The sequence below is a fragment of the Kineosporia sp. A_224 genome (assembly GCF_002198655.1).
In the GTDB taxonomy this organism is placed as follows: domain Bacteria; phylum Actinomycetota; class Actinomycetes; order Actinomycetales; family Kineosporiaceae; genus R-H-3.
Genome location: NZ_MWLN01000084.1, coordinates 1 through 15,651 on the forward strand (window position 1 = coordinate 1; position 15,651 = coordinate 15,651).

General features: G+C 74.5%; 14 protein-coding genes. 12 read left to right on the forward strand and 2 right to left on the reverse strand.

Translation table 11 applies throughout. From position 1 onward, the window contains the following. From EDJALFJO_RS35945 to EDJALFJO_RS06850, 10 genes are all read left to right on the forward strand, one after another. The coding region (locus EDJALFJO_RS35945) for an Rne/Rng family ribonuclease (protein ID WP_143448343.1) at positions 1 to 1,723 on the forward strand (1,723 nt) is incomplete at both ends. Between the two features lie 494 nt (positions 1,724 to 2,217). Further along, positions 2,218 to 2,544, forward strand: a complete 327-nt coding sequence (gene rplU / locus EDJALFJO_RS06810; RefSeq protein WP_088283505.1) for a 50S ribosomal protein L21 — start codon at positions 2,218 to 2,220, stop codon at positions 2,542 to 2,544. Positions 2,545 to 2,637: 93 nt separating this feature from the next. Further along, positions 2,638 to 2,898, forward strand: a complete 261-nt coding sequence (gene rpmA / locus EDJALFJO_RS06815; RefSeq protein WP_088283507.1) for a 50S ribosomal protein L27 — start codon at positions 2,638 to 2,640, stop codon at positions 2,896 to 2,898. 167 nt (positions 2,899 to 3,065) lie between these two features. Then, positions 3,066 to 4,708, forward strand: a 1,643-nt coding sequence (gene obgE / locus EDJALFJO_RS06820) for a GTPase ObgE (protein WP_143448344.1), incomplete at its 3' end; no start/stop codon positions are given. Between the two features lie 123 nt (positions 4,709 to 4,831). Beyond that, entirely contained in the window at positions 4,832 to 5,989 is a 1,158-nt protein-coding gene (gene proB, locus EDJALFJO_RS06825; RefSeq protein ID WP_088283511.1) for a glutamate 5-kinase, read from the forward strand. 193 nt (positions 5,990 to 6,182) lie between these two features. Continuing rightward, the gene (locus tag EDJALFJO_RS06830; protein ID WP_198950071.1) at positions 6,183 to 6,632 is read left to right on the forward strand and encodes a hypothetical protein; all 450 of its coding nucleotides are present in this window, start codon (positions 6,183 to 6,185) and stop codon (positions 6,630 to 6,632) included. Between the two features lie 81 nt (positions 6,633 to 6,713). Then, positions 6,714 to 7,448 carry an NYN domain-containing protein gene (locus EDJALFJO_RS06835; RefSeq protein WP_088283513.1) on the forward strand — a complete coding sequence of 245 codons (735 nt, stop codon included), beginning with the start codon at positions 6,714 to 6,716 and terminating at the stop codon, positions 7,446 to 7,448. A 134-nt stretch (positions 7,449 to 7,582) separates the two neighbouring features. Further along, positions 7,583 to 8,956, forward strand: coding sequence for a glutamate-5-semialdehyde dehydrogenase (locus tag EDJALFJO_RS06840; RefSeq protein ID WP_088283515.1), 1,374 nt, complete (start codon positions 7,583 to 7,585; stop codon positions 8,954 to 8,956). Between the two features lie 8 nt (positions 8,957 to 8,964). Next, complete coding sequence (locus EDJALFJO_RS06845; RefSeq protein WP_088283517.1) at positions 8,965 to 9,660, forward strand: bifunctional 2-polyprenyl-6-hydroxyphenol methylase/3-demethylubiquinol 3-O-methyltransferase UbiG; 696 nt, start codon at positions 8,965 to 8,967, stop codon at positions 9,658 to 9,660. Positions 9,661 to 9,663: 3 nt separating this feature from the next. After that, entirely contained in the window at positions 9,664 to 10,599 is a 936-nt protein-coding gene (locus EDJALFJO_RS06850) for a homocysteine S-methyltransferase family protein (protein WP_198950072.1), read from the forward strand. Between the two features lie 15 nt (positions 10,600 to 10,614). Here the strand turns inward: EDJALFJO_RS06850 and EDJALFJO_RS06855 are convergent, their stop codons facing one another. Both EDJALFJO_RS06855 and EDJALFJO_RS06860 read right to left on the reverse strand, forming a co-directional pair. After that, positions 10,615 to 13,539, reverse strand: coding sequence for a hypothetical protein (locus EDJALFJO_RS06855; RefSeq protein ID WP_143448342.1), 2,925 nt, complete (start codon positions 13,537 to 13,539; stop codon positions 10,615 to 10,617). A gap of 115 nt (positions 13,540 to 13,654) precedes the next feature. Then, positions 13,655 to 14,695 carry a glycosyltransferase family 2 protein gene (locus tag EDJALFJO_RS06860; RefSeq protein ID WP_233149719.1) on the reverse strand — a complete coding sequence of 347 codons (1,041 nt, stop codon included), beginning with the start codon at positions 14,693 to 14,695 and terminating at the stop codon, positions 13,655 to 13,657. A 116-nt stretch (positions 14,696 to 14,811) separates the two neighbouring features. Between EDJALFJO_RS06860 and EDJALFJO_RS34870 the strand changes: the two genes are divergently transcribed. Then, complete coding sequence (locus EDJALFJO_RS34870) at positions 14,812 to 14,970, forward strand: hypothetical protein (protein ID WP_198950073.1); 159 nt, start codon at positions 14,812 to 14,814, stop codon at positions 14,968 to 14,970. A gap of 37 nt (positions 14,971 to 15,007) precedes the next feature. Then, positions 15,008 to 15,613 carry a nicotinate-nucleotide adenylyltransferase gene (gene nadD / locus EDJALFJO_RS06865; RefSeq protein WP_088283521.1) on the forward strand — a complete coding sequence of 202 codons (606 nt, stop codon included), beginning with the start codon at positions 15,008 to 15,010 and terminating at the stop codon, positions 15,611 to 15,613. The last annotated feature ends 38 nt before the right edge of the window (positions 15,614 to 15,651 follow it).

Genomic DNA, 15,651 nt, shown 5'->3' on the forward strand with positions numbered 1-15,651 from the left:
ACGGCCACGGCCGCCGCGGCGGCCGTGGCCGTCGGGGCCGCGGTCCCGTCGCCGAGGACGGCGAGGAGACCGACGAGGACGACGCCCCCGCCGCCGAGGGTGACGCCGAGTCCGAGGACGACGACGCTGACGACGACAGCGCGACCGGCAGCCGCCGGCGGCGCCGTCGCCGCCGCCGTGGCACCTCCGGCGCCGACGCCGAGGGCGACGACCCGCCGAACACGGTCGTCCGGGTCCGGGAGAGCCGCCGCTCGTCGGGCGGGTCCTCCGGGGACGACGTCACGAGCCTGCGCGGCTCGACCCGCCTGGAGGCGAAGAAGCAGCGCCGCCGCGAGGGCCGCGAGGCGGGCCGCCGCCGCACGACGATCACCGAGGCCGAGTTCCTCGCCCGGCGCGAGAGCGTCGACCGGGTCATGGTCGTGCGCGAGAACGAGGGCCGCACCCAGATCGGCGTCCTCGAGGACGGCGTCCTCGTCGAGCACTACGTCGCCCGGCGCACCCAGACCTCGATGGTCGGCAACGTCTACCTCGGGCGCGTCCAGAACGTGCTGCCGAGCATGGAGGCGGCCTTCGTCGACGTCGGCAAGGGCCGCAACGCGGTGCTCTACGCCGGCGAGGTCAACTGGGACGCCGCCGGTCTCGAGGGCCAGCCGAAGCGGATCGAGCACGCGCTGCGCTCCGGCGAGTCGGTGCTCGTCCAGGTCACGAAGGACCCGATCGGCCACAAGGGCGCCCGGCTCACGAGCCAGATCTCGCTGCCCGGCCGCTACCTCGTCTACGTGCCGGACGGCTCGATGACGGGCATCTCCCGCAAGCTGCCCGACGTCGAGCGCAACCGGCTCAAGAAGATCCTGCGCGACGTCGTCCCGGAGAACGCGGGTGTCATCGTCCGGACCGCCGCCGAGGGCGCGAGCGCCGAGGAGCTCGAGCGCGACGTCGCCCGGCTGCAGGCGCAGTGGGAGGACATCTCCCGCAAGGCCGGCGCCGTCAACGCCCCGGCGCTGCTCTACGGCGAGCCCGAGGTCGCGATCCGCGTCGTCCGGGACATCTTCAACGAGGACTTCTCCAAGCTCGTCATCAGCGGTGACGAGGCGTGGGACACCCTCCAGGGCTACATCGGCCACGTCGCGCCGGACCTCGTCGAGCGCCTCGAGCGGGCCGACGCCGGCCGGGACGTCTTCGCCGAGTTCCGGATCGACGAGCAGCTCGCCAAGGCGCTGGACCGCAAGGTCTGGCTGCCGTCGGGCGGCTCGCTCGTCATCGACCGGACCGAGGCGATGACCGTCGTCGACGTCAACACCGGCAAGTTCACCGGCTCCGGGGGCAACCTCGAGGAGACGGTCACCAAGAACAACATCGAGGCGGCCGAGGAGATCGTCCGGCAGCTGCGGCTGCGGGACATCGGCGGCATCATCGTCGTCGACTTCATCGACATGGTCCTGGAGTCCAACCGCGACCTCGTGCTGCGGCGGCTCCTGGAGTGCCTCGGCCGGGACCGGACGAAGCACCAGGTCGCCGAGGTCACCTCGCTCGGCCTGGTCCAGATGACCCGCAAGCGCGTCGGCCAGGGCCTCCTCGAGGTCTTCAGCGAGACGTGCGAGCACTGCGGCGGCCGCGGGCTCGTCATGCACGACGAGCCGGTCGAGAAGCGCCAGGACGGCGGCGGCGGCAGCAGCTCCGGCGGCAGCAGCTCCGGCGGTGGCCGGCGCGGCGGCGGCCACCGNCCTCGGCGGCCGCGGCAACGGTGGCGGCAACGGTGGCGGGAACGGCAACGCAGGCAACAGCAACGGCGGCAACGGCAACGCTCCGGCGAAGGGCTCCGGCGGCTCCGCGTCGCTCGGCTGGCCCGACGCCCCGGCGGTGGCCGCCGAGGCCGGCGCCGGTGCGGCAGAGGCGTCCGCGCCGTCCGGGGAGGACGCCCCGGCGACCACCTCGCGGCGCGGCCGGCGAGGCCGCGGCAACCGCTCGGCGTCCAGCCCGGCCGGCCCGCCCGGGGGCGACCCCGCGGCGGCGCCGAGCGCCGTCGCGGGCAGCTGAGCAGCAGCACGAACGAACAGCGCAGGCACCACGGCAGGTGAGGTGGTGGGCCGGTTTGACCCGGCCACCGCCGCATCCGTACCCTTGACCCTTGGTGCGCCGCAGGGCGCGCCTCGTTGTGTACGCCCCCGCATCGCCGCAGCTGCGGCCGGGTGCGAACCGGGCGAGCAACCATGACCGATGAGCAGGGAGTTCCAGGTGTACGCGATCGTCCGCGCAGGCGGCCGTCAGGAGAAGGTTTCCGTCGGCGACGTCCTCATCGTCGACAAGCTCGCCGGTGAGACCGGTTCGACGGTCGAGCTCCAGCCGCTGCTCCTCGTCGACGGCGGCACCGTGACCAGCGCGGCCGACGCGCTCGCCGCGGTCAAGGTCACCGCCGAGATCGTCGAGCCCACCAAGGGCCCGAAGATCCGCATCCTCAAGTTCAAGAACAAGTCGGGGTACCGCAAGCGTCAGGGGCACCGTCAGCACCTGACCCGGATCAAGGTCACCGGCATCTCGAAGTGACGTCGCGCCGCCCCTCACCGGGCGGCCCACCACAGCACCAGGACTTCCGCTGCGGGTGACCCGCACCAGATCATCGAAGGCAGGCAACGGCTCATGGCACACAAGAAGGGCGCGAGCTCGACCCGGAACGGGCGCGACTCCAACGCTCAGCGGCTCGGCGTCAAGCGCTTCGGCGGCCAGGTCGTCAACGCCGGCGAGATCATCGTGCGCCAGCGCGGCACCCACTTCCACCCGGGCGACAACGTCGGCCGTGGTGGCGACGACACGCTCTTCGCCCTCGAGGCGGGTGCGGTCGAGTTCGGCACCAAGCGCGGCCGCAAGGTCGTGAACATCGTGGTCCCGGCCGGCGAGTGAGGCTCGCCCTCCGGGATCAACGCCACGGGCGCTCACGCGCCTGAAGACGTCGCAAGGGCGGGCCGGTCACCGGCCCGCCCTTCGCGCTTTGCCTCGACGACGCGGCGCGGCATCCGCCGCTGAACGGGCAGCAGAACACGCAGCACCAACTGAAGGAGTCGAGCACCGTGACGACGTTCGTCGACCGGGTCGTCCTGCACGTGGCGGGCGGTGACGGGGGCCACGGCTGCGCGTCGGTGCACCGGGAGAAGTTCAAGCCGCTCGGCGGCCCGGACGGCGGCAACGGCGGTGACGGCGGGGACGTCGTCCTCGTCGTCGACCCGCAGGTCACCACGCTGCTCGACTACCACCACCGCCCGCACCAGAGCGCGACGAAGGGCAAGCCCGGCCAGGGCGGCAACCGCTCCGGGGCCTCCGGCTCCGACCTCGTGCTCGCGGTGCCGAACGGCACGGTCGTCAAGTCGCCGTCCGGCGAGGTCCTCGCCGACCTCGTCGGGGCCGGGACGACCTACGTCGCCGCGGCGGGTGGCAAGGGCGGGCTGGGCAACGCGGCGCTCGCGTCGACCCGGCGCAAGGCCCCCGGCTTCGCGCTGCTCGGCGAGCCCGGCGAGACCGGCGACATCACGCTCGAGCTGAAGACGGTGGCGGACGTCGCGCTCGTCGGCTACCCGAGCGCCGGCAAGTCGAGCCTCGTCGCGGCACTCTCCGCGGCCCGCCCGAAGATCGCCGACTACCCGTTCACGACCCTCGTGCCGAACCTCGGCGTCGTCGACGCCGGCCAGGTCCGCTACACGGTCGCCGACGTCCCGGGCCTCATCCCCGGCGCGAGCCAGGGCAAGGGCCTCGGGCTGGAGTTCCTGCGCCACGTCGAGCGCTGCTCGGCCCTCGTGCACGTCCTGGACTGCGCGACCCTCGAGCCCGGGCGCGACCCGCTGACCGACCTCGACGTCATCGAGGCCGAGCTCGCCGCCTACACCGTCGACGAGGGCATGGCCCCGCTCCTCGAGCGGCCGCGGATCGTCGTCCTGCACAAGACCGACGTGCCCGAGGCGCGTGAGCTCGCCGAGCTCGTCAAGCCCGACCTCGAGGCCCGCGGGTTCGACGTCTACCTCGTGTCGTCCGTGAGCCACGAGGGCCTGCGGGAGCTGTCCTTCGCGATGGCCAGGCTCGTCTCCCAGGCCCGCGCGGACCTCGCCGAGCCCGTCGTCGCGCGCATCGTCGTCCGGCCGAAGGCCGTGGACGACAGCGGCTTCACGGTCAAGCCCGAGAACCTCCCGGACGGCGTCCGCTACCGCGTGCGCGGCGAGAAGCCCGAGCGCTGGGTGCGGCAGACCGACTTCACGAACGACGAGGCCGTCGGCTACCTCGCCGACCGGCTCGCCCGGCTCGGTGTCGAGGACCAGCTCCTCGCCGCCGGCGCGGTCGCCGGTGCCGAGGTCGTCATCGGCGACGACGTCAGCGGCGTCGTCTTCGACTGGGAGCCGACCCTCATCGCCGGCCCCTCCGGCCCCGCGGCGCCGCGCGGCGGCGACGTCCGGCTCGAGGAGAACGCCCGGCCGAGCCGCAACGAGAAGCGCGACCGGTACGAGGAGCGGCGGGTCGCCAAGCGCGAGGCCCGGGCCGAGCTCGCCGAGGAGCGCAAGGCCGGCGTCTGGGTCACCCCGGACGAGAACGAGATGCCGACCTTCGTCGACGTCGACCACGACGGCCCGCCGATCCCGGTGGACCTCGACGCGGACCTCGACGACCTCGACGACGACCTCGACGACGCAGCCGACGACGCGGCCGCCGGCCGCGTCACCGTCGTCGANACGGCGGTGATCCCGGCCGGCAGCAGCGACGACGCGGCTGACGACGACGGTGACGCGGCCGGCGGCACGACCGGCACCGAGGCGCTCGCGACGACGGACGGCGGGTCCGGCGAGGCCCGCCGATGAGCGCCCGCAGCGCCGCGCGCCCGACGATCACGCGTGAGCAGGTCGCGACCGCGGGGCGCCTCGTCGTCAAGGTCGGCTCGTCGTCCCTGACGACCCGTGAGGGCGGCCTGGACGCCGAGCGGCTCGACACCCTCGTCGACGCGCTCGCGAGCCGGCGGCTCGCGGGCCGCGAGGTCGTGCTCGTCTCCTCGGGGGCGATCGCGGCCGGGCTGTCCCCGCTCGGCCTGCCACGCCGTCCGCGCGACCTCGCGACCCAGCAGGCCGCGGCGTCCGTGGGGCAGGGCCTGCTCCTGGCCCGGTACACCGACGCGTTCGCCCGGCGCGGGCTCACCGTCGGGCAGGTGCTGCTCACGGCGGACGACGTGATCCGGCGGGGGCACTACGTCAACGCGCTGCGGACCTTCTCCCGGCTGCTCAACCTCGGCGTCGTGCCGATCGTCAACGAGAACGACACCGTGGCCACGCACGAGATCCGGTTCGGAGACAACGACCGGCTCGCGGCCCTCGTCGCGCACCTCGTCGACGCCGACGCCCTCGTGCTCCTGTCGGACGTCGACGCGCTCCTCGACGGGCCGCCGTCCCGTCCCGGGGTGCAGCGGGTGCCCGTCGTCCGCGGCCCGGCCGACCTCGAGGGCATCGAGATCGGCCGGACCGGCTCGGCCGGTGTCGGGCTCGGCGGGATGGTGACCAAGGTCGACGCCGCGGGCATCGCGACCGCGGCCGGGATCCCGACGCTGCTCACCTCGGCGGCCAACGCGGCGAAGGCGCTCGCCGGGGACGACGTCGGCACGTGGTTCGAGGCGTCCGGGCGGCGCGCGAGCAGCCGGATGCTCTGGCTCGCCCACGCCGCGCAGACGACGGGCGCGCTCGTGCTCGACGCGGGCGCCGTCACCGCCGTCGTCGACCGCCGGTCGTCGCTGCTGCCGGCCGGGATCACCGCCGTCGAGGGCGGGTTCACGGCGGGGGAGCCCGTCGACCTCAAGGACCCGGCCGGCAAGGTCGTGGGCCGCGGCCTGGTGAACTTCGACGCGACCGAGCTGCCCAGCCTGCTCGGCCGCTCGACGAAGGACCTCGCCCGCGAGCTGGGCGCCGGGTACGAGCGGGAGGTCGTCCACCGCGACGACCTCGTGCTCGTCCGCGACCGGCGGCGCTGACGCCGGGACCGGAGCCAGCAGGTTGCTCCGAGTGACGTTCCGCGACGCTGTGTCGAGGTGATCACCCGGGCGTGTCGCGGTCGGCGCGCCGACCCGGCGTGTCCGGTCCGCCGACCCGGTGAAACGCGTGTGGCAGCCCGAAAGGTATGCGAAACACGTGACGGGAGGCGAGGAAGCCTGGTGGACTGGATACGTGACGACGGATGATGACGACCTCGCGACGCTGACGCCGCTGCGGGGGATCGACCTGAACCAGATCCGCCGTCGCCGCTCGCACCGCGCGCAGGAGCCCGCTCTGTGGTTCGTGACGATCACGGTGAGCGGCCGCAGGATGGACGCCGAGCAGGTGCGCCAGAGCCTCGAGCGGCTCGGCGAGGAGCAGCCCTTCCTCGTGTCGGCGAGCTACGCGAGCAGCCGCGCCGAGGTGAAGTACTGGGACGAGTCCGTCGACATCGAGGGCGCCGTCGCCCAGGCCCTGCGGCTGTGGCGCGACCACGAGTCGTCCGCCGGGCTGCCGCCGTGGACCGTCGTCGGCATGGAGGTCGTCGACCGCGACACCGCCCGCCGCCGCTGGAGCCAGGACGTCAACCTCACGGTCTTCGGCCTCGGCGAGATCCGCCCCATGGAGGGCGTCGAGAGCTGACGTGCACCGGCCCGTGACCGCACTGCGGGCCTGTGGACGACGGACGCGGCCTGTCGGCGTGGTCGCGTAACGTCGCCGATCATGAGGGTCGGGGTGTACGTCGACGGGTTCAACCTGTACTACGGCGGCAAGGCACTCGTCGGCGGGCGGGGCCGGCAGGGCTGGAAGTGGCTCGACCTGCGTCGGCTCGTCACCACCATCGTCACCGACCGATCGAGCTGGGGCGTGCCGGCATCGACTCGGGTCGTCTACTGCACTGCACGGGTCGGCGGTCGCGACAACCCGACGACGCCTCAGGACCAGGACACCTACCTGCGGGCGCTGCGCGCGGCGGACAGCGTCGACCTCGTGGCAGAGGGCACCTACGTCTCGCGGGTGGCCGTGGGGCCTCTTGCCGTGCGGGACCGGCGCGGTCGTCCGCAGCTGGTGGCGCCTCAGTGGCCAGTCATGGTGCAGGACACGGACGGAGCTGCAGTGGGTGACGGACGCTTCATGGTGTCCGTGGCCCGGCGGGAGGAGAAGGGTTCCGACGTCAATGTCGCGAGCCACCTGCTCATCGACATCTGCTCCGGTGAGGTCGACGCTGTCGTGGTGGTGAGCAACGACAGCGACCTCGCGTTCCCCGTGTCGTGGGCGCGTGAGCGCGTCCCTGTCGGGATCATCAACCCGACGCGGAACTACTTCGCGGGCCCGCTGGAGGGGACACCGGGCAGCGGGGCAGGCTCGCACTGGTGGTACCGGCTGCAGCCGGACGATCTGCGGGAGGCCCAGCTGCCGCCCGTGATCGGCCGGCTCTCGCGCCCTGACGGCTGGTGACGGCCGAGCGGGGCAGGTAGACTGGTCGCATACCGCCCGGCCCCTCTGGGGCCGGGTTTACTTTTGCCCGATGCGCCGTCCGCTCCCGGCGGACGCCGGGGACGCCGATCCCGCGCGGCATCTAGGCTGGCCCCATGACGATCGCCGAGGCGGAGCACGCGCACGGGGCGCAGGCCCACGTGCACTCCCACGACGACGACCACCACGACGAGCAGGGCCACACCCACGACCCGGCACCGGACGACGTCCGCGGTCAGGTCCGGGCCGTGTGCGCCCGGGCCCGGGAGGCCGCTCGGGCGCTGGCGACCGCGCCGCGCACCGTCAAGGACGCCGCGCTCACCGCGCTGGCCGACGACCTCGTCGCGGCGACGGACCGGATCGTCGCCGCGAACGCGCAGGACGTCGCCCGCGGCGAGGCCGGCGGGATGGCCGCCGGGCTGCTCGACCGGCTCCGGCTCGACCCGGCCCGGGTGGCCGCGATCGCCGACGCGGTGCGGGACGTCGTCCGGCTGCCGGACCCGGTCGGCGAGGTGGTCCGGGGCTCGACGCTGACGAACGGGCTGCGGCTGCGCCAGGTGCGTGTGCCGATGGGCGTCGTCGGCATGGTCTACGAGGCGCGCCCGAACGTCACCGTCGACGCCGCCGTCCTCGCGCTCAAGGCGGGCAACGCCGCGGTGCTGCGGGGCGGGTCGGCCGCCGAGGCGACGAACACCGTGCTCGTCGAGGTGATCCGGGCCGCGCTGGAGCGCAACGGGCTGCCGGCCGACGCCGTCGCGTCGATCGACGCGTGGGGCCGCGAGGGCGTCGTGCACCTCATGCAGGCCCGCGGGCTCGTCGACCTGCTCGTGCCCCGCGGCGGCGCCGGGCTGATCCGCACCGTCGTCGAGAACAGCACCGTGCCCGTCATCGAGACCGGCACCGGCAACTGCCACGTCTACGTCGACGCGTCGGCGGACCTCGGCCAGGCGCTCGCGATCACGCTCAACGCCAAGACCCGCCGGGTCGGGGTGTGCAACGCGGCCGAGACGCTGCTCGTCCACGCCGACGCGGCCGCGGCGTTCCTCCCGCTCGTGCTGCCGGCGCTGCGGGACGCCGGCGTCACCCTGCACACCGACGAGCGGACGGCGGCCGCGGCCGCCGACCTCGGCGTCGACGTGCTGCCCGCGGGGGAGAAGGACTGGGGCGACGAGTACCTGTCGATGGACCTCGCCGTCGGCGTCGTCGACAGCCTCGACGCCGCGATCGCGCACATCCGGCGCTGGTCGAGCGGCCACACCGAGGCGATCTGCACGACCGACCTGCGGGCGGCCGACCGGTTCACCGCCGAGGTGGACTCGGCGGTCGTGGCCGTCAACGCCTCGACAGCGTTCACGGACGGCGCCGAGTTCGGCCTCGGGGCCGAGGTCGGGATCTCGACCCAGAAGCTGCACGCCCGCGGGCCGATGGGCCTGGCGGAGCTGACGTCGACCAAGTGGGTCGTGACCGGCGACGGTCACACCCGGCCGTAGGGAGTCACGTGGAGGGGACCGAGGTCCGCAAGCTCACCGAGCTGGAGGACCGCCACTGGTGGTACCGCGAGCGCCGGCACCTGCTCGACCGGGCCGTCGACGGGATCGTGCCCGGCGACGCGCTCGACATCGGGGCGGCCGGCGGCGGGAACACCCGCGTGCTGCTGCGCCGCGGCTGGCGGGCGTCCGCGCTCGAGTACGGCCAGGAGGGCGCCGAGGTCTGCCACGAGCGGGGCATCGCCGTCCTGCGTGCCGACGCGACGCGGCTGCCGCTGGCGGCGGCGAGCCTCGACCTCGTCGTCGCGTTCGACGTGCTCGAGCACATCGAGGACGACAAGGCGGCCGCGGCGGGCGTCTTCGACGTGCTCCGGCCGGGCGGCACGTTCCTCGTCGCCGTGCCCGCGGACCCGAAGCTGTGGTCCGAGCACGACGTCGCCGTCGACCACGTCCGCCGGTACACCCGTCCCGAGCTGCTCGACCTGCTCCGGGGTGCCGGCTTCGAGATCGCCTCGGTGCGCTCGTGGATGGTGCTCCTGCGGCCGGCCGTCGCGCTGCGCCGCCGGGCGTCGTCCGGCAGCGACCTCGACGACCCGCCCGCCTGGATGAACGCCGTCCTCGGCGGCATCGTCGCCCTCGAGCGCTGGCTGCCGGTCGGGAAGCTGCCCGGGGTCTCGCTGCTCGTCACGGCCCGCCGGCCGGCGTAGCCCGTGCCGCGGACGCCGCTCGACCCGGACGACGCCACGCTCCTGCTGAGCGACGGCGGGATCGAGACGGTCCTGCTCTTCCACGACGGCCTCGACCTGCCGGCCTTCGCCGCGTTCCCGCTGCTGGGCAGCGACCGCGGCCGGGAGCGGCTGGAGCGGTACTACCGCGACTTCGTCGACGTCGCGGCGTCCGCGGGCACCGGCTTCGTGCTCGAGACGCCGACGTGGCGGGCGAGCGCCGACTGGGGCGCGGAGCTCGGGTACGGCCCGGCTGACCTGACCCGGGTCGCGCACGACGCCGTCGCGCTCGGCCGTGCGCTGCGCGACAGGTGGACCGGCGACGGCCCGTTCCTCGTGAGCGGCTGCGTCGGCCCGCGCGGCGACGGGTCCGTGCCCGGGCTGGTCATGTCGCCCGGGGACGCGGCCCGCTACCACCGGGTCCAGGTCGGCGACCTCGCCGCGGCCGGTGCCGACCTCGTGACGGCGACGACGCTCGGCGACGTCGACGAGGCGACCGGTTTCGTCATGGCCGCGGTCGAGCACGGCATCCCCGCCGTCGTGGGGTTCACCGTGGAGACGGACGGCCGGCTGCCGTCGGGGGCGCCGCTCGGCGAGGCCGTCGAGGAGGTCGACGCCGCCACCGACGGCGCCGCGGCGTGGTTCATGGTCAACTGCGCGCACCCGGAGCACGTCCTGCCCGGCCTGCCGGAGCGCCCCGAGCCGTGGGCGGCCCGGGTCGGCGCCTACCGGCCCAACGCCTCCCGGCTCTCGCACGCCGACCTCGACGCCGCCGGGACCCTCGACGAGGGCGACCCCGCCGAGCTCGCGACCGGGGTCGCCGAGGTCCGGCGCCGGCTGCCGGCCCTGCGCGCGTTCGGCGGCTGCTGCGGCACCGACGTCCGGCACATCGCCGCGCTCGCGGCGTCCCTGGCTCCGTAGCCGGCGAGCCGTCGCTCAGCCTCGCAGCACCGCGAGCCCGTCTACCCGCGCCGGCGCGGACGACGTGGAGCGCACTGTCACGGCGCCGGTGAACGTGGTCGCCGGCATGGAGACGGTGACCCGCTTCCATGACGTTGCCGCGAGCGGGACCGAGCCCAGCCTCACTCCGTCGGCGAGCACCTCGACCGAGCCCTGCCCCGGGCCCTTGAGGACGACGACGGCGATCTGCCGTCCGGTCTGCCCGGTGAGGGAGACCGAGGCACCGGATCGATCGAGCCGGGTCGCGGTGCCGCCGAGCGCCCGGGTGTCGGCGAGCCGGGTCGTCCCGGCGCTCGCTGCCAGCGCGCGGTCGTCCAGCGGCACGGTGACGCACTTCGTCGCCGAGTACGGCGACACGTTGCCCGCCGCGTCCCGCGCCCGGACCCGGAAGCACGCGTCCTCGCCCGGCGCGACCGACCAGGTCCGGGAGGTCGCGGTGATGCCCTGCCAGGTGGCCGGTGCCGTCCACGGGCCGAGCCCGGACCCGGAGGCCGCGGTGCGCACGCCCGCGTCGTAGCTGCTGACCGCGACGTCGTCGGTCGCTGTCCAGGAGAACCGCACGGTCGTCGCTGCGACCGACGCCGCGACCCTGGCGCCGGCGCCCGCCGAGGAGACGGTCGGCGCAGTCCCGTCGACCTTCGTGCATCGCTCGGCGCTCCACGGGCTGATGTTTCCCGCGCCGTCGCGGGCACGCACCTGCCAGCAGGTGTCCGTCCCCCGTGCCGCGACGAGCGTCGTCGACGAGGCCGTCGACGCCTGCAGCGCAGGCGGGAGGACGAGTGCGCCGAACGCTGTCGCGCCGGCGGCCTTCTGCCGGTACCTGACGTCCACGTCCCGCAGAGCGCTGGCCGGCGCGGTACCCGCGGCGTCCTTGAACGACCACGAGAACGAGACGGTCGTCGTGGGTGCGGTCCGCGGCGTCCCGCCGACCGACACCAGGACCGGCGCGGTGCCGTCCGGGTGGGGCGGGCCACCGATGTTCGGGGGCAGCGACACGGTCCGGGGCTGCTGCGCGGTGTCGGAGTACACGACCGTCCGGCCCAGGGGGTCGTCGTCGGCGCCGAAGCCGCCGCCGGACCCCATCGGGCCGTAGAGCTTCTCGATGTGCGCGGGGTCCGTGGACCGGACGGCGACCACGCGGTAGCCACGGAACGTCCCGGCCTCGGCGAGCTCACGTGTGGTGACGACGAAGCCGTTGCCCACCACCGCGTTCGAGCCCTCGCCGTCGGCGAGGCGGAAGGCGGGCGCGGTTCCGGCGAGGTCGACGATCCAGGTGGCGAGCGTGGGGCACTGGACGACCCCCCAGCGGACGCCGGCCACCACCTTGGCCGCGCCCGGGGTGTCCGCGGCGCACGGCGCCGGGACGGTCCGGTCCGGCTGCGCGCCGGTCGTGTCCGTGACGACGAGCGTCGCCGAGGCGGGCCGGAGCAGCCACACCAGGGGCCCGTCGAGGGCGAGCGCTCCTGCCGTCGCCGGGAACGTCCGTCGGACCGTGCCCGACCGCGCGTCCTGCACCGAGACAGGGTCGCTGCCGACGGCGACGAGGCGGCCGCGCGCCCCCAGGTTGACGGTGTCGGCGACGACGTCCCGGTGGCCCCCGGGCCACGTGATGTGCCAGATCCGGGTGCGGACGTCGTCCGGGTTGTCGTCCCAGCTGAGGACGACGTCGCCGGCGGCGTCCGCGGGCCGGCCCGGCACGGCCGTGCCCTCGATGCCGGTCGTCCAGGTGGCCGCGCCCGAGCGCAGCATCGCCGCCTCCTGCGTGGCGAAGGGGGAGGCGAACGCGCCGACGGACCGGGCGCCGGACCGCTTGAGCATGCCGACCGCCCGGCCGACGACGGGGAGGGTGGTCAGCGGGGGGCTGGCGCCGCCGGAGGACACGATGATGTGCCCCGGGGCGCTGTCGGCGACGGCCGCGACGAGGACCCCGCCGTTGCTCCGGGCGTCCAGGGCGGACGTCGTGAGACCGAGATTCGTGGCGCCGGTCGTCAGGTCGACGAACCGGTACGTCGTCAGAGAGGTCTGCGGGTCGAGCCTGCCGGCGAGGAGCGCGTCGCCGGCGGTCTGCCAGCTCCGGACGAGACCGTCCTGCGCGGTGGTCACGCTGCCGGTCGTGCCGCCGCCCCGAGCGGCCCACGACACGGTCGCGGTGGGCCCGAAGCCGTTGTCGTCGACCCAGAAGACCCTGGTCTGTGCGATCCGGACGGGACCGGTGAGCGGTGCGGCTGCCGTGAGCCGCACCGTGGTCGCGGTGGCCAGGTCCAGCGCCCAGAGCTCCTGACCGACCCGGTAGACGACGGTCTTCTCGTCGAACGCGGGGACGGCGCCGCCGATGTCCGGCGGCACAGGACCGCTCACGGTGACGTCGGTCCCGTCCGGTCGCAGCAGGTGCACGGAGGCGACCGAGGAGACCGTGCGGACGGTGACGACCCCGGCCTGGGTCGTCGCGACGACGCGGTCGGTCCCGGCGACGGTGAAGGTCGCCGTCACCGCGTCGGTGAGGACGTCCCGCAGCTGCACGGAGGTGGGCGGCACCCCGTTGCCGGGGGCGAGCACGACGAGCGACGTCCCGCTGAGGTAGGCGGTCACCGGTGCGCCCGGCGTGCCGGTCGGCAGCGGTCGGACCGTGCCGCCGTCGACGAGCCGGTGGATCGTCGGCACGGGCGGGCTGAACTCGTCGAGCTGCCCGGCGGTCCACACGGCGTAGCCGGGCGCGACCTGGTCGACCGTCACCCCTGCCGGCGGGAACTGGACGTTCGGCGGCAGCGGCGTTCCCGCCGTCACCGACGGGTCGACGACCAGAGCCGCACCGGCGTGCGACGCGACGGCAAGGACCGCGAGCGCCGCGGCCGCGATGGCCGCAGCTGCTGACAGGACATGGCGGCGACCGGACCCGGTCATGAGGCTCCCCCCGAGGGCGCCGGGCTGCACGAACCCGGACTGGTGCGCGCATGCTAACGACACCGGGTGCCGGTGCACAGGTGATCCGGGAGGGTCGTCCGTCGCGCGTGAGCCGTCAGCGCGCGAGCGTCGGCGTCCCGGCGCGCCCCGCGGGGGCCGGCTCAGGGCCGCCCGGCGCCGCGTCGAGCGAGTCGTGCGCCACGTAGTACGCGGGCCGGCCCTGCATCTGCGTGTAGAGCCGGCCGACGTACTCGCCGAGCATCCCGAGGCAGAGCAGTTGGACGGCACCGACCCCGGCGACCACGACGGCGATCGAGGTCCAGCCCGGGATGACGTGGCCCGACAGGTACGCGACGACCGCGCCGGCGAGGAACAGCCCGGTGACGAGCGCACCGCCGAGGCCGAACCACGTCGCGAGCCGCAGCGGCGCGACGCTGAAGCCGGTGAGGCTGTCGACCGAGAGCCGGATCATCCGCGAGAGCGGGTACTTCGTCTTGCCCGCGGCCCGTTCCTCCCGCCGGTACCCGACCTTGGCGTCGGGGAAGCCCAGGGCGGGGACGACGAGCCGCAGCACCCGGTTGTGCTCGGGGAGCGCGTTCACGGCGTCGACGGTCGCGCGGCTCATGAGCCGGAAGTCGCCGGCGTCGTCCGGCACGTGCCCGCCGAGCAGCCGGCGCATGACCCGGTAGTACATCCGGGCGGTGAGCCGCTTGAAGGCGCTGTCGGTGCTCCGGTCGTTCCGGACGCCGTAGACGACGTCGACGCGCTCGGCCCGGGCGGCGCCGAGCATGTCCGGGAGCACCTCGGGCGGGTCCTGCAGGTCGGCGTCGAGGGTCGCGACCCAGGCGCCGCGGGCCCGCGCCAGGCCCGCGGAGATCGCGGCCTGGTGCCCGGCGTTCGCCCGGAGCCGGACGACGCGCAGCTGCGGCCAGGTGCGGCGCTCGCGCTGGAGGATCACCGGGGACGCGTCGCGGCTGCCGTCGTCGACGCAGACCACCTCGTACGGCTCGCCGAGCGCGTCGAGCACCGGGCGCAGCCGCTGGGCGAACAGCGGGAGCACGTCCTCCTCGTTGTAGACGGGGACGACGACGCTCAGGACGGGCAGGACGGGCGCGACGTCGCGCGTGACGTCGGGCGTGGACGGTACGGCTGTCACGACCCGGCGACCCTCCTGTGTCAGACTTCGGATGTTCGAGCGGCCAGCCTAACGGGCCGCCCCCGGACGACGAGCAGCGCGACCAGCACAGCAGCACGACGAAGGAGCAGCGCGCCATGACCCTGACCTCTCTCGCGACCGTCGCCGCCGAGGGCGAGGAGCAGCTGCGCGAGCTGCCCATCCCGCCGGTCGCCTTCGGGCTGCTGGCCCTGGCGGCCTTCGGTCTGCTCCTGCTCGTCACCTTCGCGTTCCGCAGCGTGAGCACGCGGCACTGACGCCGGCGACGGGCCCGTCCGACCTCAGGGGCGTTCGATGATGACGTCCGTGCGACGCCTCGGGGTGATGGGCGGCACGTTCGACCCGATCCACCACGGCCACCTCGTCGCGGCGAGCGAGGTCCAGTCGGCGTTCGACCTCGACGAGGTCGTCTTCGTGCCGACCGGCCAGCCGTGGCAGAAGTCGTCGAGGGACGTCGCGCCGGCCGAGCACCGCTACCTCATGACGGTCATCGCGACGGCCTCGAACCCACGCTTCACGGTGAGCCGGGTCGACATCGACCGCACCGGCCCGACGTACACGATCGACACGCTGCGCGACCTGTCGGCCCAGCGGCCCGACGCCCAGCTGTTCTTCATCACCGGCGCCGACGCCCTGGCCCAGATCCTGTCCTGGAAGGACAGCGGCGAGATCTTCGACCTCGCCCACTTCATCGGGGTCACCCGCCCCGGTCACACCCTCGACGACGCCGGTCTCCCGCAGGACCGGGTGAGCCTCATGGAGGTCCCGGCCATGGCGATCTCCTCGACCGACTGCCGGGTGCGCATCGTCAAGGGCGAGCCGGTCTGGTACCTCGTGCCGGACGGCGTCGTGCAGTACATCGGCAAGTACGGCCTCTACCGCCAGGACCCCGGTCACTGAGGTGGTGGAGGGGGGCGCAGGCGTCGGGGGCGACGGGA

Coding starts and splice junctions, on each gene's coding strand:
- rplU (WP_088283505.1), top strand. CDS start 2,218: ATGAGCAGGGAGTTCCAGGTGTACGCGATCGTCCGCGCAGGCGGCCGT.
- rpmA (WP_088283507.1), top strand. CDS start 2,638: ATGGCACACAAGAAGGGCGCGAGCTCGACCCGGAACGGGCGCGACTCC.
- proB (WP_088283511.1), top strand. CDS start 4,832: ATGAGCGCCCGCAGCGCCGCGCGCCCGACGATCACGCGTGAGCAGGTC.
- EDJALFJO_RS06835 (WP_088283513.1), top strand. CDS start 6,714: ATGAGGGTCGGGGTGTACGTCGACGGGTTCAACCTGTACTACGGCGGC.
- EDJALFJO_RS06840 (WP_088283515.1), top strand. CDS start 7,583: ATGACGATCGCCGAGGCGGAGCACGCGCACGGGGCGCAGGCCCACGTG.
- EDJALFJO_RS06855 (WP_143448342.1), bottom strand. CDS start 13,539: ATGACCGGGTCCGGTCGCCGCCATGTCCTGTCAGCAGCTGCGGCCATC.
- EDJALFJO_RS34870 (WP_198950073.1), top strand. CDS start 14,812: ATGACCCTGACCTCTCTCGCGACCGTCGCCGCCGAGGGCGAGGAGCAG.
- nadD (WP_088283521.1), top strand. CDS start 15,008: ATGATGACGTCCGTGCGACGCCTCGGGGTGATGGGCGGCACGTTCGAC.